At 65.5% G+C, this 21,601-nt stretch carries 23 protein-coding genes; 20 read left to right on the forward strand and 3 right to left on the reverse strand.

From position 1 onward, the window contains the following. Positions 1–10: 10 nt before the first annotated feature. The 6 genes from AC3IT0_RS07630 to dapF all read left to right on the forward strand — a co-directional run bounded on the left by AC3IT0_RS07630 (position 11) and on the right by dapF (position 5,670). Positions 11–235 (forward strand): DUF3046 domain-containing protein, encoded by a 225-nt coding sequence (locus tag AC3IT0_RS07630; protein ID WP_463917474.1) that lies wholly within the window; start codon positions 11–13, stop codon positions 233–235. Positions 236–470: 235 nt separating this feature from the next. Then, complete coding sequence (recA, locus tag AC3IT0_RS07635; RefSeq protein WP_489323132.1) at positions 471–1,529, forward strand: recombinase RecA; 1,059 nt, start codon at positions 471–473, stop codon at positions 1,527–1,529. A gap of 175 nt (positions 1,530–1,704) precedes the next feature. Continuing rightward, the gene (locus AC3IT0_RS07640) at positions 1,705–2,208 is read left to right on the forward strand and encodes a regulatory protein RecX (RefSeq protein ID WP_489323747.1); all 504 of its coding nucleotides are present in this window, start codon (positions 1,705–1,707) and stop codon (positions 2,206–2,208) included. A 60-nt stretch (positions 2,209–2,268) separates the two neighbouring features. Beyond that, entirely contained in the window at positions 2,269–3,816 is a 1,548-nt protein-coding gene (gene miaB, locus AC3IT0_RS07645) for a tRNA (N6-isopentenyl adenosine(37)-C2)-methylthiotransferase MiaB (RefSeq protein WP_489323133.1), read from the forward strand. Positions 3,817–3,819: 3 nt separating this feature from the next. Beyond that, positions 3,820–4,716: a tRNA (adenosine(37)-N6)-dimethylallyltransferase MiaA gene (gene miaA / locus AC3IT0_RS07650; RefSeq protein WP_489323134.1), complete on the forward strand. Its 897-nt coding sequence runs from the start codon at positions 3,820–3,822 to the stop codon at positions 4,714–4,716. A 9-nt stretch (positions 4,717–4,725) separates the two neighbouring features. After that, positions 4,726–5,670: a diaminopimelate epimerase gene (dapF, locus tag AC3IT0_RS07655; RefSeq protein ID WP_489323135.1), complete on the forward strand. Its 945-nt coding sequence runs from the start codon at positions 4,726–4,728 to the stop codon at positions 5,668–5,670. Here the strand turns inward: dapF and AC3IT0_RS07660 are convergent. After that, the gene (locus AC3IT0_RS07660) at positions 5,651–6,265 is read right to left on the reverse strand and encodes a class I SAM-dependent methyltransferase (protein WP_489323136.1); all 615 of its coding nucleotides are present in this window, start codon (positions 6,263–6,265) and stop codon (positions 5,651–5,653) included. The genes dapF and AC3IT0_RS07660 overlap by 20 nt on opposite strands. A 440-nt stretch (positions 6,266–6,705) precedes the next feature. Here AC3IT0_RS07660 and hflX point away from each other — a divergent pair, with 440 nt between their 5' ends. Together hflX and AC3IT0_RS07670 are read left to right on the forward strand one after the other, a co-directional pair. Continuing rightward, complete coding sequence (gene hflX, locus AC3IT0_RS07665; protein WP_489323137.1) at positions 6,706–8,271, forward strand: GTPase HflX; 1,566 nt, start codon at positions 6,706–6,708, stop codon at positions 8,269–8,271. After that, positions 8,264–10,321 carry an ATP-dependent DNA helicase gene (locus AC3IT0_RS07670; protein ID WP_489323138.1) on the forward strand — a complete coding sequence of 686 codons (2,058 nt, stop codon included), beginning with the start codon at positions 8,264–8,266 and terminating at the stop codon, positions 10,319–10,321. The genes hflX and AC3IT0_RS07670 overlap by 8 nt, the downstream gene beginning before the upstream one ends. 48 nt (positions 10,322–10,369) lie before the next feature. Here the strand turns inward: AC3IT0_RS07670 and lexA are convergent, their stop codons facing one another. Then, positions 10,370–11,116, reverse strand: a complete 747-nt coding sequence (lexA, locus tag AC3IT0_RS07675; protein ID WP_489323139.1) for a transcriptional repressor LexA — start codon at positions 11,114–11,116, stop codon at positions 10,370–10,372. Between the two features lie 349 nt (positions 11,117–11,465). On the opposite strand from lexA, the gene AC3IT0_RS07680 reads away from it, so the two are divergent. The 8 genes from AC3IT0_RS07680 to AC3IT0_RS07715 all read left to right on the forward strand — a co-directional run bounded on the left by AC3IT0_RS07680 (position 11,466) and on the right by AC3IT0_RS07715 (position 17,771). Continuing rightward, complete coding sequence (locus tag AC3IT0_RS07680) at positions 11,466–11,906, forward strand: LysM peptidoglycan-binding domain-containing protein (protein ID WP_489323140.1); 441 nt, start codon at positions 11,466–11,468, stop codon at positions 11,904–11,906. A gap of 78 nt (positions 11,907–11,984) precedes the next feature. Beyond that, positions 11,985–13,103, forward strand: coding sequence for a histidinol-phosphate transaminase (locus AC3IT0_RS07685; protein ID WP_489323141.1), 1,119 nt, complete (start codon positions 11,985–11,987; stop codon positions 13,101–13,103). An 82-nt stretch (positions 13,104–13,185) separates the two neighbouring features. Then, the gene (gene hisB / locus AC3IT0_RS07690; protein ID WP_489323142.1) at positions 13,186–13,812 is read left to right on the forward strand and encodes an imidazoleglycerol-phosphate dehydratase HisB; all 627 of its coding nucleotides are present in this window, start codon (positions 13,186–13,188) and stop codon (positions 13,810–13,812) included. Next, complete coding sequence (gene hisH / locus AC3IT0_RS07695) at positions 13,809–14,540, forward strand: imidazole glycerol phosphate synthase subunit HisH (protein WP_489323143.1); 732 nt, start codon at positions 13,809–13,811, stop codon at positions 14,538–14,540. Before hisB ends, hisH begins: the two co-directional genes overlap by 4 nt. Beyond that, a complete protein-coding gene (locus AC3IT0_RS07700; RefSeq protein WP_489323144.1) occupies positions 14,541–14,699 on the forward strand; it encodes a hypothetical protein in 159 nt (52 codons plus the stop codon). A 58-nt stretch (positions 14,700–14,757) separates the two neighbouring features. Next, positions 14,758–15,504 carry a bifunctional 1-(5-phosphoribosyl)-5-((5-phosphoribosylamino)methylideneamino)imidazole-4-carboxamide isomerase/phosphoribosylanthranilate isomerase PriA gene (gene priA / locus AC3IT0_RS07705; protein ID WP_489323145.1) on the forward strand — a complete coding sequence of 249 codons (747 nt, stop codon included), beginning with the start codon at positions 14,758–14,760 and terminating at the stop codon, positions 15,502–15,504. Between the two features lie 9 nt (positions 15,505–15,513). Further along, complete coding sequence (locus AC3IT0_RS07710; RefSeq protein ID WP_489323146.1) at positions 15,514–16,410, forward strand: SseB family protein; 897 nt, start codon at positions 15,514–15,516, stop codon at positions 16,408–16,410. A gap of 56 nt (positions 16,411–16,466) precedes the next feature. Next, positions 16,467–17,771 (forward strand): MFS transporter, encoded by a 1,305-nt coding sequence (locus tag AC3IT0_RS07715; RefSeq protein ID WP_489323147.1) that lies wholly within the window; start codon positions 16,467–16,469, stop codon positions 17,769–17,771. Between the two features lie 179 nt (positions 17,772–17,950). Here AC3IT0_RS07715 and AC3IT0_RS07720 read toward each other — a convergent pair whose 3' ends face one another. After that, positions 17,951–18,337, reverse strand: coding sequence for a DUF1844 domain-containing protein (locus AC3IT0_RS07720; protein WP_489323148.1), 387 nt, complete (start codon positions 18,335–18,337; stop codon positions 17,951–17,953). Positions 18,338–18,724: 387 nt separating this feature from the next. Between AC3IT0_RS07720 and infC the strand changes: the two genes are divergently transcribed. The 4 genes from infC (at position 18,725) to AC3IT0_RS07740 (ending at position 21,597) form a co-directional block, all read left to right on the forward strand. Then, positions 18,725–19,774, forward strand: coding sequence for a translation initiation factor IF-3 (infC, locus tag AC3IT0_RS07725; protein WP_489323149.1), 1,050 nt, complete (start codon positions 18,725–18,727; stop codon positions 19,772–19,774). A 116-nt stretch (positions 19,775–19,890) separates the two neighbouring features. Then, a complete protein-coding gene (gene rpmI / locus AC3IT0_RS07730) occupies positions 19,891–20,085 on the forward strand; it encodes a 50S ribosomal protein L35 (protein WP_009358635.1) in 195 nt (64 codons plus the stop codon). A gap of 119 nt (positions 20,086–20,204) precedes the next feature. Next, the gene (gene rplT / locus AC3IT0_RS07735; protein WP_489323150.1) at positions 20,205–20,654 is read left to right on the forward strand and encodes a 50S ribosomal protein L20; all 450 of its coding nucleotides are present in this window, start codon (positions 20,205–20,207) and stop codon (positions 20,652–20,654) included. 49 nt (positions 20,655–20,703) lie between these two features. After that, positions 20,704–21,597: a TrmH family RNA methyltransferase gene (locus AC3IT0_RS07740; protein WP_489323151.1), complete on the forward strand. Its 894-nt coding sequence runs from the start codon at positions 20,704–20,706 to the stop codon at positions 21,595–21,597. The last annotated feature ends 4 nt before the right edge of the window (positions 21,598–21,601 follow it).

Genomic DNA, 21,601 nt, shown 5'->3' on the forward strand with positions numbered 1-21,601 from the left:
GACTCTATTGGTGCGGATCAGTGACTATTGGCGGCTTATGGACGACGAATTCGGGGCCGGCTACTCCCGGGTCTTGAGCAGCACCCTGGTCCTTGCCGGGGCCGGCGGGCGCACCGCCGACCAGGCCCTCGCGGCCGGACTGAGCCCCCGTCAGGTGTGGCTGGCCGTCTGCGACGTCCAGGATGTGCCGCCGGAGCGGCGCCTGGGCCGCGACGTCAAACCCCTGCGCGACTGACGCCTGCCACCAAAGCGTCCGCTTTATCCAGGCTCATGTGCGCCCCTTTCTGCGCTGACACGCCGCCGGATCTGTTCGAATATCTGTTCGGGTAAAGCTATGCTCTTCGTAGTGGGTTATCCACATAGGCGATGTCATCCGGCCAGAATGTCAGCGGGTGCCATTAGCGTCAGAGATGACCAAGAAATGGCCGCTGAGGCCACTCCAAAGCGAGAAAGCATTAGAGGTGTGAACCATGGCGGCAGCCCCGGATCGTCAAAAGGCGCTCGACGCAGCGCTGGCACAGATTGACAAGCAGTTCGGCAAGGGCTCGGTCATGCGGCTGGGCGATGAAGTCCGTGCCCCCATCGAGGTCATCCCCACCGGATCCATCGCATTGGATGTTGCGTTGGGAATTGGCGGCCTGCCCCGCGGCCGCGTTGTGGAGATCTACGGTCCGGAATCTTCGGGTAAGACCACAGTGGCCCTGCACGCCGTTGCCAACGCGCAGCGCCTTGGCGGCATTGCCGCCTTCATCGATGCCGAGCACGCCCTGGACCCTGAATACGCCGCCAAGCTGGGCGTGGATACGGACGCCCTCCTGGTCTCGCAGCCGGATACAGGCGAGCAGGCCCTGGAAATCATGGACATGCTGATCGGCTCCGGTTCGCTGGACGTCATCGTCATCGACTCCGTTGCCGCACTGGTGCCGCGTGCGGAAATCGAAGGCGACATGGGTGATAGCCACGTTGGTCTGCAGGCCCGCCTCATGAGCCAGGCGCTGCGTAAGATCACCGGCCGCCTGAGCCAGACAAAAACCACCGCCATCTTCATCAACCAGCTCCGTGAAAAGATCGGCGTGTTCTTCGGCTCCCCGGAGACCACCACCGGCGGTAAGGCCTTGAAGTTCTACGCGTCCATCCGCATCGATGTCCGCCGGATCCAGACCCTCAAGGAAGGTGCCGACTCCGTCGGTAACCGCACCAAGGCCAAGATCGTCAAGAACAAGATGGCCCCGCCCTTCAAGATCGCCGAATTCGACATCATTTATGGCCAGGGCATCTCCCGCGAGGGCGGCATCATCGACATGGGCGTTGAGCACGGCATCATCAAAAAGTCGGGTTCGTGGTTCACGTACGACGGCGACCAGCTGGGCCAGGGCATGGAGAACTCCCGCAGGTTCCTGCGCGACAACCCCGAGCTGGCGACGGAACTGGAGCGCCTGATCAAGGAGAAGCTTGGTGTTGGCGTAGTCAAGCCCGCAGAAGCCGATGCCAAAGACACACCGAAGCTGAAGGCTGTTGACGGCTTCTAGTGACGCCCCTGACCTGACGGCCGGGCAGAACTCCGGATGGCGTGCGGCCGGGCAGGACGACGGATCGGGGCGACGGCAGCGGAGACGGGGCGGCGGACGCCCCGGCTTCGGGCCGGACCGGCCCGATCCGGATGCTGCTGCCATCGCCGCAGACGCCGAACCGGATCCCGCGTCCGTGGCGCGGGCCATTGTGCTCCGGCAGCTGACCAGTTCGGCCAAGAGTAGGCTGCAACTGTCACGGAAACTGGCCGAGCGGAACATTCCAGAGGATGTGGCGGAAGCCGTCCTGGACCGCTTCGAGGAGGTCCGTCTCATTGACGACGCCGACTTCGCCGACATTTGGGTGCGCAGCCGGTCGCAATCTCGGAAGCTCGCCAAGGGGGCCCTCCGGCGGGAACTGGCGGACAAGGGGATTGACGCGGACACAGCCGCCGCCGCGCTGGAACAGCTTTCCGATGCGGACGAGGAAGCGTCTGCCCGGCTCCTGGTGGAACGCAAGCTCAGGGCAGGCACGGATTTATCGGACCGCGCTGAGCGGGACAAGATCACTCGGCGCCTGGCGTCAATGCTGGCCCGCAAGGGCTATCAGCCGTCGCAGGCCTTCCGGATCGTCGGAGAGGTGCTCGACGCACGTGCGGCCGGCCAGGCAGAGCCACCGGACAGCCTGCTGGATCCATAGGCCAGGCCAAGGGGCGTCTCCGCCAACCCGGCAGCCGTAGCGACCCGGTACCCTTAACAGGTGAGTTTGACCATTCCTTCCCCAGCATCCGGTAGCGCCCCGTCACCCGACCCCGCCCTCCAGCAGCCCCGTACGTATCAGGTGCGCACGTTCGGCTGCCAGATGAACGTGCATGATTCGGAGCGGATGGCCGGCATGCTCGAGGACGCGGGTTACGTACCGGCCAGCGGTGAGCAGGCCGACGTCGTGGTGTTCAACACCTGCGCGGTCCGGGAAAACGCTGACAACAAGCTCTACGGCAACCTGGGCATGCTGGCGCCCGTCAAGGCGGCAAACCCCGGGATGCAGATCGCCGTGGGAGGCTGCCTGGCCCAGAAGGACCGCGAGACCATCCTCAAGAAGGCTCCCTGGGTGGACGCTGTTTTCGGCACCCACAACGTCGGGGCGCTCCCGGCCCTTTTGGACCGGGCCCGGCACAACAACGAAGCCCAGCTGGAGATCCTCGAGTCCCTGGACGTCTTCCCCTCCACCCTGCCCACCAAGCGTGACTCGGTCTATTCGGGCTGGGTCTCCATCTCGGTCGGCTGCAACAACACCTGCACGTTCTGCATCGTCCCGGCCCTGCGCGGGAAGGAAAAGGACCGCCGCCCGGGCGACATCCTGGCCGAAATCCAGGCCCTGGTGGATGACGGCGCCATCGAAGTCACCCTGCTGGGCCAGAACGTGAACTCCTACGGCGTGGAGTTCGGTGACCGGCAGGCGTTCTCCAAGCTCCTGCGCGCGTGCGGGGAGATCGAGGGCCTGGAACGGGTCCGCTTCACCAGCCCCCACCCCGCCGCCTTCACGGATGACGTCATCGACGCCATGGCCGAGACCCCCAACGTGATGCCGCAGCTGCACATGCCGCTGCAGTCCGGGTCTGACAAAGTCCTGAAGGACATGAAACGGTCCTATCGGTCCACCAAGTTCCTGGGAATCCTGGACAAGGTCCGCGAGAAGATCCCGCACGCCGCCATCTCCACCGACATCATTGTCGGCTTCCCCGGCGAAACCGAGGAAGATTTCCAGGCCACCCTCGATGTTGTGGAGCAGTCGCGCTTCGCCACCGCTTTCACCTTCCAGTACTCAAAGCGTCCAGGCACTCCGGCCGCGGACCTGCCGGACCAGCTTCCCAAGGCCGTGGTCCAGGAACGGTTTGAACGCCTGACCGCGCTGCAGGACAGGATTGCCGCCGAGGAAAACGCCACCCAGCTTGGCCGCCGGGTAGAGGTGATGGTCACCGCCCATTCCGGGCGCAAGTCCGAAGAAACCCACAGGTTGTCCGGCCGGTCCCAGGACCAGCGGCTCGTGCACTTCTCGGTTCCCGAGGGGGCAGAAGTGCCGCGTCCGGGGGACCTGGTCACCGTGACCATCACCGAAGCCGCAGCCTTCCACCTTGTGGCGGACCCATCGGTGCAGGATTACAGCCTGCGACGCTCCCGTGCGGGGGACGCCTGGGACAGGTCCCAGGCCGAATCGTGCGGCGCTCCCGTGCCCGCTGCCGCAGGCGGCGCCGGTCGGACCGGGGTCTCGCTGGGTATGCCCACGCTGCCGGTCCGGAGCCGCTGACCGGTGGCCCCGCCGTCGGTTATTGCTGTTGTTGGGCCTACGGGGTCCGGTAAATCCGATCTGGCCGTGAACCTTGCCCTGGAGCTGGACGGCGAGGTCATCAATGCCGATGCCATGCAGTTCTATCGCGGAATGGACATCGGCACCGCCAAGATCACGCCGGCAGAACGCAAGGGCGTTCCCCACCACCTTCTGGACATCCTGGACGTCACGGAGGAGGCCAGCGTTTCAGATTTCCAGCAGCGGGCCCGGAGTATCGTCAACGATATCCACTCGCGCGGCAAGCGTGCCATTCTGGCGGGCGGTTCGGGTCTCTACGTGCGGGCTGCCCTCGACGTCCTCGAATTTCCCGGCACCGATCGAGTCCTCCGGCAACGGCTCGAGGCCGAGCTCGATGAAGCCGGCCGGGATGCCCTCCTGGCGCGGCTCCGGGAGGTGGATCCGGTGTCCGCGGGCCGTGTCTCCGATGCGCGCCGGATCATCAGGGCGCTCGAAGTCCACGATCTCACCGGCCGGCCCTTCAGCTCCTTTATGCCCCAGCGTGAGTATTTCCAGCCCGCCGTCCAGATCGGCCTGGCCGTGGACCGAGACGTCCTCCGTGAACGGCTGGCACTGCGCGTCCACAACATGGTGGACCAGGGGCTGCAGGCGGAGGTGCAGCGGCTGGACGCGACCGGTCTCCGCCGCGGCAAGACTGCGCCGCGGGCACTGGGCTATGCCCAGTTCCTGAAAGTGCTCGACGGCGGCTCCACAGTTGCCGAGGCAGCCGAGGACACCATTGTGGCCACCCGGCAGTTCGCCAGGCGCCAGCTCACGTGGTTCCGTGCCGATCCCCGCATCTCCTGGCTGGACTGGCAAGCGCCGTCGCTTGCGGCCCAGGCCGTGGCGCTCAGCCGGTAATCTAGGACTATGGACGCAACTCCCGCAGAGATCACAGAGCCCGCCTTCCGCACGTTGGGCGGACTCCGCTTCTCCAAGGGCCATGGCACAGGCAACGATTTTGTGCTGATCGCTGATCCCGACGGCGTCCACACCATTGACGCAGACCAGGTGGCCGCTCTCTGCGACCGTCACCGCGGAATCGGCGGCGACGGTCTGATCCGGGCCGTCCCCTCCCGGTACCTCCCCGAAGGCCGCGAGCTGCTGTTGAACAGCCCCGAGGCCGAATGGTTCATGGACTACCGCAACGGCGACGGTTCGCTGTCGGAAATGTGCGGCAACGGGGTCCGTGTTTTTATCCACTTCCTGCGTGCCGAGGGCCTGGTAGACCTGCCCGACGGCGGCGCGCTCACCATTGGGACCCGCGGCGGCGTCAAAACTGTGGTCAGGACAGGGGACAGCTACGCGGTGGACATGGGGCCGTGGGCATTCATTTTCCCTGGCGACGCGACCGCCAAAGCCATGGATTCGCTGGTAACCGCGGACGGCCTGGAAGTGCCCCGCCCGGCCCTGTCAGTCAGCATGGGCAACCCGCACACCGTGGTGGCACTGGCGGAACTGTCCGAATTGCAAGCCACCCGGCTCTACACCGCCCCGCAGGTCGATCCGGTGCCCGCCCATGGAACCAACGTTGAATTCGTCGTGCCTTCCGAACCGCTGGTCCACAACGGGATCGGCACCGTCACCATGCGCGTCCATGAACGGGGCGTGGGTGAAACCCAGTCCTGCGGAACCGGCGCGTGCGCCGCCGCCGTGGCCATCCGGCACTGGGCAGGGGCGGAAGCGCCGGACTCCTGGCTTGTCAACGTTCCGGGCGGCGTCGTCGCGGTCAAGTTCTTCGCCGGGGCAGGTGGCCACGAGCACGTCGAGCTCAGCGGGCCCGCCGAGATTGTTGCTACTGGGACGCTTTCCTGACCCGAAGGATCCGGAAGGACTTGGACGTGGACTCCCGGCTGACGGCGAACGATGCATCCAGCTCCGTCGACAGCCAGCGCTGAAGCGAATCCGAGCCCAGGTTCTTCTGGACCACCAGCCACGCGGAGCCGCCCGGCGCCAGCCGGGGCAGCCACAGCTTCAGGAGGCTGTGGAGTTCATCCTTGCCGATCCTGATGGGTGGATTGGACCAGATCGTGTCAAAGCGCAGGTCCGGGTCCACCGCGTCCGGCGTGCTGGCCAGCACGTTGCCCAGGCCCAGCAGGGCCGCATTCTCATTGGTCAGCGTGATGCAGCGTTCATTGATATCCACGGCGTACACCTTGGCATGGGGCGCCCGCAATGCGAGGGTCAGGGCAATCGGTCCCCAGCCGCAGCCGATGTCAAGGAGATTGCCTGTGGGGTCCGGGGCCGGAACCTCAGCTAGGAGCACCGCTGTTCCCTTGTCGATGCCATCGGGGCTGAAGATGCCGCCGGACGTCTGCAGCGTACGTGTCTCGCCAGCCAATTCCACGGTGAGCGGCTTGCGGGTGAACGGCCCGGCGGGCGATGCGCTGAAATAGTGTGCGGACTCCATAACTGGCCAGATTAGTTGGCCGGGGTGGACAATGCGAAACCGCGGCCACCGCTTCTGCTAATCTTGAACCCATGTTCTTGATCTTCGAGTAGCCGGCACGGCCGGTGTCCCTCTGGACGCCGGCTGTCCCGAAGCCGTGCCCCGCAGCGATGCAGGTATTAACCTTCCGCAAGTGCGCCACATAACAGGTCTTTCGTACCTGGTATGCCGCCGGGCAATACTCGAGTGATCTGCCCCCGCCGGTCCCTTGCATTTTGCCCGCGTTCCACCATTCCACGCATCTCCCGGATGCGAAGACTCCCTGCGCGCCACGGTCCTGACCGGCCCGCGCAGCACACCAGGAGGCCCGGATGACTGCAAGCCGTCAGCCCAGCGCGAATACTTCACCACTGACCAACGAACCGCACTATTCTGAAAATGACGAATCTTCAAAGGAGACCATGACCAGCCAGCCAAACACCGGTTCAGATCCAGCAGCCCAGGACATGAGTCCCGAGGAGATCCAAGCTGTCATCGACCGGATTCTCGCCAAGGACGTACCGGCCAGGAACGTGACCGCCGCAGACGGTGACAAGGGCGTGTTCGGCAGGGCTCAGGCGATCTCCCGCTTGGACGATGAACACACCAGCTACGACGGCGACCAGCAGGACCGGGAGGAACGCCGGGCACTGCGGCGCGTGGCCGGCCTGTCCACCGAACTCGAAGATGTCACCGAAGTCGAATACCGGCAGCTGCGGCTCGAACGTGTGGTCCTGGCCGGGCTATGGTCCGAAGGCACCTTGGCAGACGCGGAAAATTCCCTGCGTGAGCTTGCCGCCCTTGCCGAAACAGCGGGCTCGGAAGTCCTGGACGGCTTGGTGCAGCGCCGTGCCAAACCGGACCCGGGCACCTTCCTGGGCTCCGGAAAGGCCCTTGAACTCAAGGAAATCGTGATGGCCACCGGCGCTGACACCGTGGTGGTGGACGCCGAACTGGCGCCGTCCCAGCGCCGTAGCCTCGAGGACATTGTCAAGGTCAAGGTCATTGACCGCACTGCCCTGATCTTGGACATCTTCGCCCAGCACGCCAAGAGCCGCGAAGGCAAAGCCCAGGTGGAGCTGGCGCAGCTCGAATACCTCCTGCCACGCCTGCGTGGCTGGGGTGAATCGATGTCCCGCCAGGCCGGTGGCCAGGTGGGCGGCGCCGGCGCCGGCATGGGCTCGCGCGGACCCGGTGAAACGAAAATCGAACTGGACCGCCGCAGGATCCGCACTCGCATGGCCAAGCTGCGCCGCGAGATCGCGGCGATGAAGCCGGCACGGGAAACCAAGCGGGCCAACCGCCGTCGTAATTCAGTGCCGTCCGTTGCGATTGCCGGTTACACCAACGCCGGGAAGTCATCGCTGCTGAACAGGCTGACCGACGCCGGTGTGCTGGTGGAGAACGCACTCTTCGCCACCTTGGATCCCACCGTCCGCAAAGCCGAGACTTCCGATGGCCTCGGCTACACGCTGGCGGACACCGTGGGTTTTGTCCGTTCACTGCCCACCCAGCTAGTGGAGGCCTTCCGCTCCACGTTGGAGGAAGTGGCGGACGCGGATCTGATCCTGCACGTTGTGGACGTGTCCCACCCGGACCCCGAGGGCCAGATTGCTGCTGTCCGCAAGGTCTTCAGCGAAGTGGATGCCCGCAAGGTGCCCGAGATCATTGTCCTGAACAAGGCCGATGCCGCTGATCCGTTTGTGGTGGAGCGACTCAAACAGCGCGAGCCGCGGCACGTGGTGGTCTCGGCCCGCACCGGCCAGGGGATCGCCGAACTGTTGCGTGCCATCAGTGAAGGGATACCGCGGCCCAGCGTGAAGCTGGAGCTCCTTATTCCCTACGACCGCGGCGACCTGATCAGCAAACTGCACGAGACCGATGCCGAGATCCTGAGCCTGGATCACGGCGAGCACGGTACGCGCGCTTTGGTGATGGTGCGTGAGGGCCTTGCGGCTGAACTGGAATCCTTCATCAACCATGACTGACCTGGTGGCAGGGGAAATTTCCGAGACGGCCGGCGAGCAGTTCGTGATTGAGCTGCTCGACCGCGCCGTCGCCGGGATGGGCGGCCAAAGCCGCGCTGGACAGCACGAGATGGCGCGGCAAGTGGCCAAGGCCATCGAAACCGGCGACCACCTCCTGGTCCAGGCTGGTACTGGTACCGGTAAATCGCTGGCCTACCTGATTCCGCTCATTGCGCACTCGCTCGTGAGTAACAAGCCCACCCTGGTGTCCACAGCAACGCTTGCGCTGCAGACCCAGATTGTGGGGCGCGACCTTCCCCGGCTGCTGAAGACCATCACGCCTGCCCTGGACCGGCCGGTCAAGGTGGCGCTGGTCAAGGGCCGCTCCAACTATGTGTGCCGGCACAAGCTCGAAGGCGGGTTCCCCTCCGAGGAACCCGCCGAGGGCCAGCTGTTCTCCCTCGGAGAAGACACCAGCGTCCCGCATTTCGCCGCTGCCCTGGGCGGGCCCTCGTCCCAGCTGGGGAAAGAAGTGGTGCGCCTGCGCGAGTGGGCGGAAAAAACCACCACGGGAGACCGTGATGAACTGCTTCCCGGTGTAACCGACCGGGCTTGGCGCCAGGTTTCGGTGACGTCCATGGAATGCCTGGGGGCCCAGAAATGCCCCATGGCAGCTGAATGCTTCAGCGAACTGGCGCGCCACAACGCCGCCGAGGCCGACGTTGTGGTCACCAACCATGCCATGCTCGCCGTCAGCGCCTTTGAAGGCCTCGCCGTGCTGCCCGAATACGACGTTGTGGTGGTGGACGAGGCCCACGAACTGCAGGACCGCGTCACCGGTGCGGTGTCGGGGCAGCTCTCCGTGGCAATGGTCCACGCTGCGGCGTCGGGCGCGCGGAAACACACGGCCATCACCGTGGATGCCCTCAACGCAGCCGCCGCCAACCTGGAACTCGCCCTTGCCGGCGTGCCCAACGGGCTGCTCCCGAACGGCCTCAACGACGAACAGCTGGACTGTGTGGACCAGCTGCGCGAGGCCTGCAGGGCTGCGCTGTCCGATTCCAAGGGTGACGGCAGCCAAACGGCCGACGGCGGGCGGCAGCTCGCGCGCTCACGCCTGATGCTGATCCTCGAACTTTGTGAACGGCTGATCGTGGCCCGGGAAAACCGTGAAGTGGTGTGGTTCTCCCGTGCAAGTTCCTTCGATCCGCAGCAGGGCTATGCGCAGCCCGATGAGTCGGCGCCGGCCCTGGTCAACATCGCGCCGCTGAGCGTTGCCGGCAAGCTCCGCGAGGGGCTTTTCGCCGGCCACACCGTGGTGCTGACCTCGGCAACCCTGGCCATCGGCTCGGCCTTTGAACCGGCCGCCGGCGGCTTGGGGCTTGTGGGTGAGGGCGCACCGAGCTGGACCGGGATCGACGTGGGATCGCCCTTTGACTATCCCAAGCAGGGGATCCTCTACGTCGCGGGGCACCTTCCCAAGCCTGGCCGCGGGGCGTCGCCGGAGGCCCTCGACGAACTTGAGGCGCTGATCCGGGCGTCCGGCGGCGGCGCCCTGTGCCTCTTTTCGTCACGCCGTGCCGCGGAGGAGGCCGCCGAGGCAATGCGCCCCCGGCTCGGCCTCAGCATTCTGTGCCAGGGCGATTCCACCATGACGGCCCTCGTGAAGCAGTTCGCGGACGAACCGGATACCTGCCTGTTCGGCACCATGTCACTGTGGCAGGGTGTTGATGTTCCGGGTGGATCATGCCGGCTGGTGGTGATCGACCGCATCCCGTTCCCACGGCCGGATGATCCGCTGATGACCGCACGGTCACGCGCGGTTGCCCAGGCCGGCGGAAACGGCTTTATGGCGGTTTCGGCAACGCACGCGGCCATCCGCCTGGCCCAGGGCGCGGGCAGGCTGATCCGTTCCACCGGAGACAAAGGCGTGGTGGCCGTGCTTGATTCCCGGCTTGCCACCGAGCGCTACGCCGGATTCCTCCGCGCCGCGCTGCCACCGTTTTGGCCCACCACGGACCGGAAGACGGCGTTCGCCGCCCTGGAAAGGCTTTCCGGGAAGGGCGTCTGAGGGGGCGCAGGTCGTAGCGGGCCCTTGTTCTAGACGGACCTTTGTGTCCTAGAGGGACCGCAGGACCGAGACGACCTTGCCCATGATCGTGGCGTGATCGCCCAGAATGGGCTCGTACTGGGTGTTCTGCGGCAACAGCCACGTATGGCCATCGCGTTGACGGAAGGTCTTCACCGTGGCTTCGTCGTCCAGCAGGGCCGCGACAATATCCCCGTTGGCGGCATCGGACTGCCGCCGGACCACTACCCAGTCACCGTCGCAGATGGCGGCGTCCACCATGGAGTCGCCGGCCACGCGCAGCATAAACAGCTCACCCTGGCCCACGAGCTGCCGGGGCAGGGGCATCACGTCTTCCACCACCTGATCGGCAAGGATGGGTCCGCCGGCCGCGATCCGGCCCACCAGCGGCACCATGGCGGTGTCCATGGCAGAGGGAAGTTCGGTGACCGTTCCGCCGATGCCGTGCAGGACTGCGGGCTTGGTTGTCCCGTTGGACTTGGTGGACCCGCCGTCCAGCGTCAGCGGCATCAGGACTTCCATGGCGCGCGGACGCTTGGGGTCCCGGCGGAGGTATCCCAGCTTCTCCAGCTGCGAGAGCTGGTGGGTCACGCTGGACAAACTCGCCAGGCCCACGGTGTCGCCGATTTCACGCATGGACGGCGGATAGCCGTTGTCATTCACCGAGCGCTGGATCGTTTCGAGGATCTTCTTTTGGCGGGCGGTGAGCCCCTTGGGGGTCCGTTGGGGCTGGCGGCGCTGCGGTGTCGCCTTGCCCTCGGCGGCTGGTGCTGCCATGTTCGCCAATGCCTTTCGGTTGCCCGGATCCGCTCCGGCCGCTGGTGCCTGGAACGCCCCGGGGCTGGTGTCGGAGTTGATTGTCAGACCCTGCTGATCAACTACAGAGGTGGTTGTTCTTTGATCCAAACGTAGGCCAGCCGCAGGGCTTTTTCAAACATTTGTTCTAGCGAGTCTCGACAATATTCGTTGATAAGTGCTAAAAATGAAGAAGCAAAGTTCGAACATGTGTTCTACTCGTTGCTTGCGGATTCGAATACTCGAATTTATGGACGGCCCAGGCCAGCACCGGCAAGTGGACGCGGAGGGCGCACCGGGCAGCACAGTATGGTCCAGGAGGGCTCATTTCATGTCAGCTATATCTGCTTCGCAGGACTCGCGTCCGCAGCTTATGTCCGTGCAGGATCTCACCTCGCGGCAATGGTCCGCACGTGTCTCGACGCCGGCTTCGGCGCCCAGGCAGCGCACGGAATCGTTGAAGCCGCTGCGCCTGACCCGCAGGGGCCGGATTGTCCTCATCGGCATCCCGCTGATGATCCTTGCCGCCATCCTGCTTTCGCTGGCAGGTTTCCTCAACGCCCCGGCAAAGGCTGCTGATTCGGCGGCCGACCTGTCGCTGACGCCAACGGTCACGGTCACGGTGCAGGCCGGACAGTCACTCTGGGCTATCGCCGGTGCCGTGGCGCCCGAGCGTGATCCCCGTGATGTCATCGCGGATATTGCCCAGTTGAACAACCTTTCCGCCGGGGGCGTTGTCCCCGGACAGCAGCTCTTCGTCCCCACCAAGTAATGAGCCTGCAGGCTCGGGAGCGTGCCGCCGCAGGCCGTCACATTTTCAGGCCGTCTGCTTCGGACCTAAACTGTTCAGGTGAATGACCAGCTAGAGCGTCTGAACAGACTTCCCCTCCGGAGCAACCTCCGCGGACTGACCCCGTACGGTGCCCCGCAGCTGGATGTGCCCATCCTGCTGAACGTCAACGAGAACACCCATGGCGTGCCTGCGGACGTTCGGGCCGCGATCAGCGTGGCCGTGACGGAAGCCGCTGCAGGCCTCAACCGCTACCCGGACCGTGAGTTCACCGAGCTCCGGGAAGCGCTGGCTGAATATCTCGGCCACGGTCTTGATGCCACCAACATCTGGGCGGCCAACGGGTCCAACGAGGTTCTCCAGCAGATTCTCCAGGCGTTCGGCGGACCCGGGCGCACGGCCCTGGGATTCCCGCCCACGTACTCCATGTATCCGCTCCTGGCCAGCGGCACGGACACCGGGTACATCGTCGGGCAGCGGGCCGATGATTACGGGCTCAGTGCCGAATCGGCCGCGTTGCAGGTGAAGGAGCTTCAGCCCAACATCGTTTTCCTCTGCTCGCCGAACAACCCCACCGGCACGGGCCTGGGCCTGGACGTTGTGGAGGCCGTGTACTCGGCCGGCGAGGCCAGCCAGACCATCGTCATCGTTGACGAGGCCTACCATGAGTTCGCCCACGACGGAACGCCCAGCGCCCTGACGTTGCTGCCCGGGCGGGAGCGCCTCATTGTGTCCCGCACCATGAGCAAGGCGTTCGCCCTCGCGGGCGCCCGCCTGGGCTACATGGCGGCCGCTCCTGAAGTCACGGACGCAATCCGCCTGGTCCGGCTGCCGTACCACCTTTCGGCCATCACCCAGGCAACAGCTCTCGCTGCCCTCCAGCACCGCACCGCACTGATGGCCGACGTCGAGGACATCAAGGAACAGCGCGACCGCATCGTGTCGGAGCTGACCCGCATGGGCCTCAAGCCCGCCGCCTCCGATTCGAACTATGTCTTCTTCGGCGGCCTCGACCGCCCGCATGAGGTCTGGCAGCAGTTGCTGGACGGCGGCGTGCTGATCCGCGACGTCGGCATCCCCGGCCACCTGCGGGTCACAGCGGGAACTGAGACGGAGACCACAGCGTTCCTGACGTCGCTGGAACGCATCCTGGCCAGCCAGGCCAAGCTGCCCGCCTAAACTTGAAGTATCGGTGCCGCCGCGCGGCGGCACATCTCCTTCGCTGACGCATCACCGACTTCGCTTATAAGGACATATGACCATGAGTTCCACCGGATCGAACGCTGCCGAGTCCCGGACCGCACGCATGGAGCGTGCCACCAGTGAATCGTCAGTGCTCGTGGAGATCAACCTCGACGGCACGGGCGTCTCGGACATCGACACGTCTGTCCCGTTCTACGACCACATGCTGACAGCGCTGTGCAAGCACTCGCTCATTGACATGACGGTCAAGGCCACCGGTGACACCCACATTGACGTCCACCATACGGTGGAGGACGTCGCCATCACGTTCGGCGAAGTGCTGCGCACCGCCCTGGGCAACAAAGCAGGCATCCGCAGGTTCGGCGAGGCCACGGTGCCCCTCGACGAAGCACTGGCACACGCCGTCGTCGACGTCTCCGGCCGCCCCTACCTGGTGCACGGCGGCGAGCCTGCCGGGCAGGAGTACCACCTCATCGGAGGCCACTTCACCGGGTCGCTGACCCGCCACGTTTTTGAGGCCATCACGCTTCACGCAGGCATCTGCCTCCACATGAACGTCATAGCGGGCCGCGACCCGCACCACATCGTGGAAGCGCAGTTCAAGGCTTTCGCCCGCGCCCTGCGCGCTGCAGTCGAACCCGATCCCCGCGTGGAGGGAATCCCCTCCACGAAGGGTGCCCTGTGAGCGGCCAAATCCTCCGGGACGGTGCCGTCATCGATCCGGCCGCCAGCAAAAAGCCAGCATCGCCCGAGGGCAAGCCCACGGTCACTGTCCTGGATTACGGTTCCGGAAACGTCCGTTCCGCCGTTCGCGCCCTGGAGCGGGCAGGAGCCGAGGTCATCCTCAGCTCCAAGCCCGAGGACGTGCTGAACGCCGACGGCCTGGTGGTACCCGGCGTCGGCGCGTTCGAGACTGTTATGCGCGAGCTCAAGGCCGTGGACGGCATCCGGCTGATCGGCAGGCGCGTGGCCGGGGGCAGGCCGGTCCTGGCAATCTGCGTGGGCCTGCAGGTCCTGTTCGAGGCCGGGGTTGAGCACGGGACAGAAGCCGAAGGCATGGGGGAGTGGCCGGGCAAGGTGGAACTCCTTCCCGCCGAGGTGGTGCCGCACATGGGCTGGAACACCGTGGACGTTCCGGAAGGATCCAAGCTCTTTGCCGGCGTCGCGGACCAGCGCTTCTACTTCGTCCACTCCTATGGTGTCCAGGAATGGGACTTCGACGTCATCCAGCCGCGGATGGCCGCGCCGCTGGTGACCTGGTCAGAACACGGCGCCCGCTTTATCGCCGCAGTGGAGAATGGGCCGCTCTGCGCCACCCAGTTCCACCCCGAAAAATCCGGAGACGCCGGTGCACGGCTGCTGCGCAACTGGGTAGACGGCCTTCGCAAGCCGGCCGCCACGGACGCCGCCTAGATGTGGTCGATTGTCCTGATGGGCCTCGCCGGCGTCCTGGTGGGCGGCGCCCTGTCCTTCAGGCAGCAGCACAAGCCGCTGTGGACCCAGGTGGGCTTCTACGTCCTGGCCGCAATGTCGCTGCTGGCCGCCTACCTGCTGACGCTTCCTGGAACCTAGCCCCACGCATTGACCAGTTCCGCTTCCACGTCCAACCCAACACCCAAGAGGATTCGAGATGACCACCGCAACCGATCTGCCGGTTCTTGAACTGCTGCCCGCCGTCGACGTCGTAAACGGACAGGCCGTACGGCTGGTCCAGGGTGAGGCCGGCAGCGAGACGAGCTACGGCACTCCGCTGGAGGCGGCCCTCAACTGGCAGGAGCAGGGCGCCGAATGGGTGCACCTGGTGGACCTCGACGCCGCGTTCGGCCGTGGCTCCAACGCCGAGCTGCTCCGTGAAGTAGTGGGCCGGCTGGACATCAAAGTGGAGCTCTCCGGAGGGCTCCGGGACGACGAATCCCTCGAGGCGGCGCTGGACCTCGGCGTGGCCCGCGTCAACCTCGGCACGGCGGCGCTGGAAAACCCCGAGTGGACCCGCAGTGCAATCGACCGCTTCGGCGACAGGATCGCCGTCGGCCTCGACGTCCGCGGAACCACGCTGGCAGGCCGCGGCTGGACCAAAGAAGGCGGCAACCTCTGGGAGGTCCTGGCCCGGCTCGAAGAGGCCGGCTGCTCCCGGTACGTCGTTACGGACGTCACGAAAGACGGCACGCTGAAGGGTCCCAACGTTGAACTCCTGCGCCAGATGGTGGAGAAGACCGGCAAGCCGGTAGTCGCCTCCGGCGGTATCTCCAGCCTGGACGACTTGAAAGTGCTGCGCTCCCTGGTGCCGCTGGGTGTGGAGGGTGCGATCGTGGGCAAGGCGCTGTACGCCGGTGCCTTCACGCTCCCCGAAGCCCTCGACGTCGCCGGACGCCGCTAGGCAGTTTCCGTGGACAGCACGCACAACGCCGACCCGGCAGCGGAATCGCCGCCGCCGCGCCACCTGCCCGGGCACATTGCCGCGGCACTGGCCGGCGCGGGTGGCCGTACTGACTCGGCCGGCCAGCCCTGGGAAGGCCGGAGCCTTGCCGGGGACGACGGCAAGATCCACAACTTCGAGGACGACGACGGAACGGCCGACGCCGGCTACCTCGCCGCCGTCGCGGCCCTGGTTGATGGCAACGGCGACGAAGCGGCAGTGGTCGCTTCGCTGGCCACCGCCCGCGTGTTTATCCCGATCATCGCGCAGCTTGGCGAGGAAGCAGCCGGCGTCGACGGCCTGGCCGCGGACAAGCAGGCGGACATGGCGCTGGTCACCCTGAAGGCTGCCGACGGCCGGACGGCCATGCCGGCCTTCACCTCTGCGGATGCCTTGGCGGCCTGGCATCCCGAAGCCCGGCCCGTGGCAGTGTACGCTGCCCGGGCTGCCCTCTCAGCCGTGGCCGAGGGGGCCGAGTTGCTGGTGCTCGATCCGGGCTCGGAGGTCACGTTTGTGGTCCGGCGGCCCGCAGTCTGGGCGCTGGCCCAACAACGGGACTGGATCCCTTCCTACACTGATGCAGCGGTGGCAGCCGAGATGGCTAAGGCAACAGCCGCCTTCCCCGCGGTACGCCAGCTTGCCCTCCTCCCGGGCTCCGGCGTCGCCGCCCTCACCGGTACGGGTGCCACGCTCTCCGGGGGCGGTGCCGGGCCGGAACTTCAGGTGCTGCTCCACTTGGAGGATGGGTTGGACGCTCCGGCAGTCCAGGACCTGGTGTCCGGGCTCCAGCAGACATGGTCCCGGAATGTATTGTTTGGAGAGCGTGTTGACTCGATCGAAATCAAGTTGCGGCGCGCAGCACAATAGCTGACGGTTGGTGCGGAGATCTCCGGGCTGCCGCGGGCAGACCCAAAGGATTTTCCGTGAACTTCGCTCTTTACCGGGAGCTGCTAGCCCACCGGCCCATCCGGCGGCTGCTGCTGGTCGGCATGATCGCCCGCATCCCCCACTCGGCCGCAGGCATGCTGCTGACCCTGCATATCGTCCTGACCCTGGACCAGGGCTACGCAGCGGCCGGTGCCGCAGCGGCTGTTATGACCATCGGCATTGCAGTTGGCGCACCATGGCGCGGCCGGCGCGTGGACACTGTCGGCCTGCGCAGGGCGCTGATTCCGTCAGTGGTGTCAGAGGCCCTCATCTGGTCCATAGTGCCGCACGTGTCCTACCAGTGGCTGCTTCCGCTGGTCTTCGTCGGCGGCCTGCTGACGTTGCCGATCTTCAGTGTGATCCGTCAGTCGCTGGGCGTCCTCGCTGACGGCGACCAGCGGCGGACCGCTTTCGCGCTGGACTCGATCGCCACTGAGATGGTGTTCATGATCGGGCCTGCCGCCGGTGCCGTTGTGGCCACCAGCGGCTTCACCGTTCTGGGACTCACCGTGGTGGGTGTTTCCACGTCACTGGCCGGATTGTTCCTCATCTGGTTTAACCCGCCTACTCGAAGTGCCACGCTTACAGAGGAGTGCCAGGCACACCAACGCCACGCCGCGGAAGTGGCTGTGGTGTCCGCCGCACCGGCGCACCTCCAGGAAGCAGCGGCAGACCTCGTCCCGGCCGGGGCAGCACGCATCGGGGGCGGGCCGGCGGGGCTGCGCGGCAAGGTGGCCCACAACTTCACCTGGCTCACGGCCACTGTCGCGGCCGTCTTCGCCGTGGCGGCTGGAACCGGCATGGTGCTCAGCGGCACCGATGTTGGCATTGTCGCTGCCCTTGAAACCGGAGGGCACCAGGGCGAAATCGGCATTGTGTTCCTCTTTTGGTGCGCCGCATCGGTGGTCGGCGGGCTGGTGTACGGGGCCATGCACCGTCCAGTTTCGCCGATCCTCCTGCTGCTGGGGATGGCGGCCCTGACCATCCCGATGGGCTTCGCCCAGGACACCTGGACGCTGGCCTTCGTCTCAATCCTTCCGGGCCTGTTGTGCGCCCCCGTCCTGTCTGCCGCGTCCGAGCACGTGGCAGACCTGGTGGCGGAGGACCGCCGCGGCGAGGCGATGGGCTGGTACGGCTCTGCGCTGACTGCCGGGGTTGCGCTCGGGGCACCCCTTGCAGGGATTTTTATCGACGGGATGGGGCCATCCGGCGGATTTATCTCCGTGGGCGTTGCCGGCGTCCTGCTCTGCCTGGTGGGACTGCTGCTCCAGGCCAACCGACGCCGCCGCGCCACCGTCTGAGGCCGAACCGTCCCATCGAGTGCTCCAACACGGCCCTTTTGGACCCTCAAAACGGCGCGTACGGAGCAATCGATGAGACGCGCAGCCCGGCGTGCGGCTGCCTGAACGACGACGGCGGCGGAGGGTCCGTGTGGACCGTCCGCCGCCGTCGTCGTGCTTGTGAAGTTTTGCTGGTGGGGTTAGTTGACAGCGCCGGTGTACTTCTCGCCCGGGCCCTTGCCCGGGGCGTCCGGAATGATGGACTCCTCGCGGAAGGCCAGCTGCAGGGAACGCAGGCCATCGCGCAACGGGCCGGCGTGCTGGGATCCGATTTCGGGGGCCGCTGAGGTCACCAGTCCGGCAAGGGCGGTGATGAGCTTGCGGGCCTCGTCCAGGTCCTTGAGTTCCTCGGCATTGTCCTCGGCGGCGAGGCCCAGCTTGACCGCGGCTGCACTCATCAGGTGCACTGCGGCCGTGGTGATGACCTCGATGGCCGGCACCTCCGAGATATCGCGGATTTGCTGGCTCACGTCTGCCTTGGCGTCCGGGGCCTCGAAAACGTGTGAATTGCTGTCTGGGGTGCTCATACTGGTAAGCTTGTCACAGACCGACTGGATGTCGTTATTTTGCTGTGGAAGGTCCCACCAACGCCTAGCTGCGTTCGGCGGGATATTTTCTGTAGAATGACATGCAGTTTGCAAGCGGAGTTCTCTCCCACCCGCGTCAGCCGTTTTCCCGCCGGAAGCAATTCCGCTAGGAACCAAGGTTGCCGGGTACCGGTCGGACAGTTCCTTCAGGCGATTAGCCTGGGAAGTGCGCACTGCCTCCACGGAGGCCGGTGCATCCGATCATCGAGGCCTTCGATTGCTCCGGCAGTTGGGGGCCTTCTCTATTTGCCGGTGGAATACCACATCAATCACAGGAGCTTTAACATTAGCGAGCCAAGAATCAATGAGCGTATCCGCGTCCCCGAGGTGCGGTTGGTCGGTCCTGCAGGTGAACAGGTAGGAATCGTCCGTATTGACGATGCCCTGCGCTTGGCTGCCGAGTCCGATCTTGATCTCGTTGAAGTTGCACCGCAGGCCAAGCCTCCGGTGTGCAAGCTGATGGACTTCGGCAAGTACAAGTACGAGGCCGCCGTCAAGGCACGTGAAGCACGGAAGAACCAGACCAACACTGTTCTGAAGGAAATCCGCTTCCGCCTCAAGATTGACACCCACGACTACGAGACCAAGCGCGGCCATGCACTGCGCTTCCTCGGTGCCGGTGACAAGGTCAAGGCAATGATCCAGTTCCGCGGCCGTGAGCAGCAGCGTCCGGAAATGGGCATCCGCCTGCTCCAGCGCTTCGCTGACGACGTCGCCGAAGTGGGCGTTGTTGAGTCCAGCCCGCGTATCGATGGCCGCAACATGGTCATGGTTGTGGGCCCGCTGAAGAACAAGGCCGAAGCCAAGGCAGAGGCACGCCGCGCATCGCAGCGTGCAGAGGCCAAGGCGCAGAACGAAGCGAAAGCTACGGGCGGCCGCATCGACGTCTCCGGCGACGACCAGGCACCGCTGACGCAGTCGCTGGCTGACCTTCTTCCGGAAGGTTTCGCCATCACCACGGAGCCGGAAACCGAAGCTCCGGCACTGTCTGAGGCGCCTGTTGAAGCCGCTCCGGAAACCGAAGCCCCTGTAGAGGAAGCTCCGGTCAAGGAAGCCGCCGCGAAGGAAGCTCCTGCAACGGAAACCGCCGCGAAGGCAGCCCCCGTGAAGGAAACCGCCGTCCAGGAGGCGCCCAAGCAGGCAGCCCCGAAGGCAGCCGCTCCTAAGCGTGAGGCTCCCAAGGCAGCACCGGCACCGGTCAAGGCTCCTGCCGCTGCCAAGCCACCCGTAGCAGCTGCTCCGGCTCCGGCCGCCCCGGCTGCTCCTCGGCCGCCGGTGCCGATGCCTAAGCCGATCGCCCGGCCGGCAGCTCCGAAGCCTGCTGCAAGGCCTGCCCCCAAGGCAGCTCCGAAGCCGGCTGGCAAGAAGACTACCTAGTTCAGACCTGCGGGAGGTTATCCTCCTGCAGTACGCAACCAGCATGCCGCCTGCAGGGGTGGCTGCTCGAAAGAACTGCAGACAATGTCTGTGGACACGTAAGGAGATCGGTTCCCATGCCGAAGATGAAGACCCACAGTGGTGCTAAGAAGCGCTTCAAGCTGACCGGCAGCGGCAAGCTGCGCCGCCAGCAGGCCAACCGCCGCCACTACCTTGAGCACAAGTCCTCCAGGCTGACTCGTCGCCTCGCGGGCGACAAGATTGTCTTCAAGGGTGACGCTAAGGTCATCCGGAAGATGCTCGGCATCTAAGTTCCAAGTTCTCTGACTGATGCCACCTGGCAGCAGTCAACTACCAAAAAGGCTTCTCAGGCCAGCCGGTTGCTCCGGCAGTAGATGCTTGGGATCAGAATTTTCGAAGGAGTACGCACGTGGCACGTGTGAAGAGGGCGGTCAACGCCCACAAGAAGCGCCGGGTTATCCTTGAACGCGCAAAAGGCTACCGTGGACAGCGTTCACGCCTGTACCGCAAGGCCAAAGAGCAGCTGCTGCACTCGTTTGTGTACAGCTACGGCGACCGCAAGAAGAAGAAGGGCGACTTCCGCCGCCTGTGGATCCAGCGCATCAACGCTGCGTCCCGCGCCAACGGCCTGACCTACAACCGTCTGATCCAGGGCCTGAAGGCCGCTGAGGTCGAGGTTGACCGCCGTATGCTTGCCGAGCTGGCCGTTTCGGATGCGAACGCATTCGCCGCGCTGGTGAAGATCGCCAAGGATTCCCTGCCTGCTGACACGTCCGCTCCGGCCGTCGAAGCCGCAGCCCCGAAGGCTGCCAAGGCACCCAAGGCCGCAAAGCCTGCCGCTGACGTGGTTGCCAAGTAGCACCCACGCCAGTTCGAGGACTGGTGGCTGAAGCCACTAAGGTTCTTATATGAACGAAACCGGGCGCCCGCAAGACTTTCCACTCTCCAATCCCCGAGCTGATCGGGTGAGGAAGGTGGCACAACTTGCCGGGCGCCCGGCCCGTTTAAAGCGCAGCGAGTTCCTGGCGGAGGGTCCGCAGGCTGTCCGTGAGGCCCTGACGCTGCACCAGAAAAGGATCGCTGCGGGGGAGCCCGGCGTCGTCTATGAGGTGTACGCGAGCGAGGCATGCCTCGACCGGCACCCGGACCTGGAAGCCCTCGCGGAGGGCACTGACGCATACCTCACCACCGACGAAGTGCTGGCCGCGATGGCGGACACGGTAACCCCGCAGGGTATTCTCGCGGTCTGCGGTTTCCTGGACGTGAGCCTTGAGCAGGTCCTCGACGCCGGCCCGCGGCTGCTCGCCGTCCTGTGTCAGGTCCGGGACCCCGGCAACGCCGGCACCGTGCTCCGGGCTGCTGACGCGGCCGGTGCGGACGCCGTCATCCTGACCGCGTCCAGCGTTGACATCTATAACCCCAAGGCGGTCCGTTCCACCGCCGGTTCCCTGTTCCATCTGCCCGTGGTCCTGGGCGCCGATCTTGCGGAAGTGGCAGCAGCCTGCCGGGCTCGGGGGATTGGGATTCTTGCCGCCGACGGCGCCGGTGACGTCAACCTGGATACGCTCCAGGATGAAAACGCCGCCCGCCGGATAGCAGGTACCGGCGTCGACTCGCTGTTCGCACTTGAGGGTCCCACAGCCTGGTTGTTCGGAAACGAAGCGCAGGGGCTGGCCGAAGATGAACTGGCCTTGGCCGATCACCGGGTGGCCGTGCCCGTGTATGGCGCAGCGGAAAGCCTGAACCTCGGCACGGCGGCAACGGTGTGCCTGTATGCGAGTGCCCGGTCGCAGAAGGCGTAACGGC

The sequence above is a fragment of the Pseudarthrobacter sp. KH_020_B genome, assembly GCF_057840185.1.

Excerpts from the sequence above, each read along its gene's own strand:
- recA (WP_489323132.1), top strand. The coding sequence starts at position 471 with ATGGCGGCAGCCCCGGATCGTCAAAAGGCGCTCGACGCAGCGCTGGCA.
- dapF (WP_489323135.1), top strand. The coding sequence starts at position 4,726 with ATGGACGCAACTCCCGCAGAGATCACAGAGCCCGCCTTCCGCACGTTG.
- AC3IT0_RS07660 (WP_489323136.1), bottom strand. The coding sequence starts at position 6,265 with ATGGAGTCCGCACACTATTTCAGCGCATCGCCCGCCGGGCCGTTCACC.
- hflX (WP_489323137.1), top strand. The coding sequence starts at position 6,706 with ATGACCAGCCAGCCAAACACCGGTTCAGATCCAGCAGCCCAGGACATG.
- AC3IT0_RS07670 (WP_489323138.1), top strand. The coding sequence starts at position 8,264 with ATGACTGACCTGGTGGCAGGGGAAATTTCCGAGACGGCCGGCGAGCAG.
- lexA (WP_489323139.1), bottom strand. The coding sequence starts at position 11,116 with ATGGCAGCACCAGCCGCCGAGGGCAAGGCGACACCGCAGCGCCGCCAG.
- AC3IT0_RS07680 (WP_489323140.1), top strand. The coding sequence starts at position 11,466 with ATGTCAGCTATATCTGCTTCGCAGGACTCGCGTCCGCAGCTTATGTCC.
- hisB (WP_489323142.1), top strand. The coding sequence starts at position 13,186 with ATGAGTTCCACCGGATCGAACGCTGCCGAGTCCCGGACCGCACGCATG.
- AC3IT0_RS07700 (WP_489323144.1), top strand. The coding sequence starts at position 14,541 with ATGTGGTCGATTGTCCTGATGGGCCTCGCCGGCGTCCTGGTGGGCGGC.
- priA (WP_489323145.1), top strand. The coding sequence starts at position 14,758 with ATGACCACCGCAACCGATCTGCCGGTTCTTGAACTGCTGCCCGCCGTC.
- AC3IT0_RS07720 (WP_489323148.1), bottom strand. The coding sequence starts at position 18,337 with ATGAGCACCCCAGACAGCAATTCACACGTTTTCGAGGCCCCGGACGCC.
- rpmI (WP_009358635.1), top strand. The coding sequence starts at position 19,891 with ATGCCGAAGATGAAGACCCACAGTGGTGCTAAGAAGCGCTTCAAGCTG.
- AC3IT0_RS07740 (WP_489323151.1), top strand. The coding sequence starts at position 20,704 with ATGAACGAAACCGGGCGCCCGCAAGACTTTCCACTCTCCAATCCCCGA.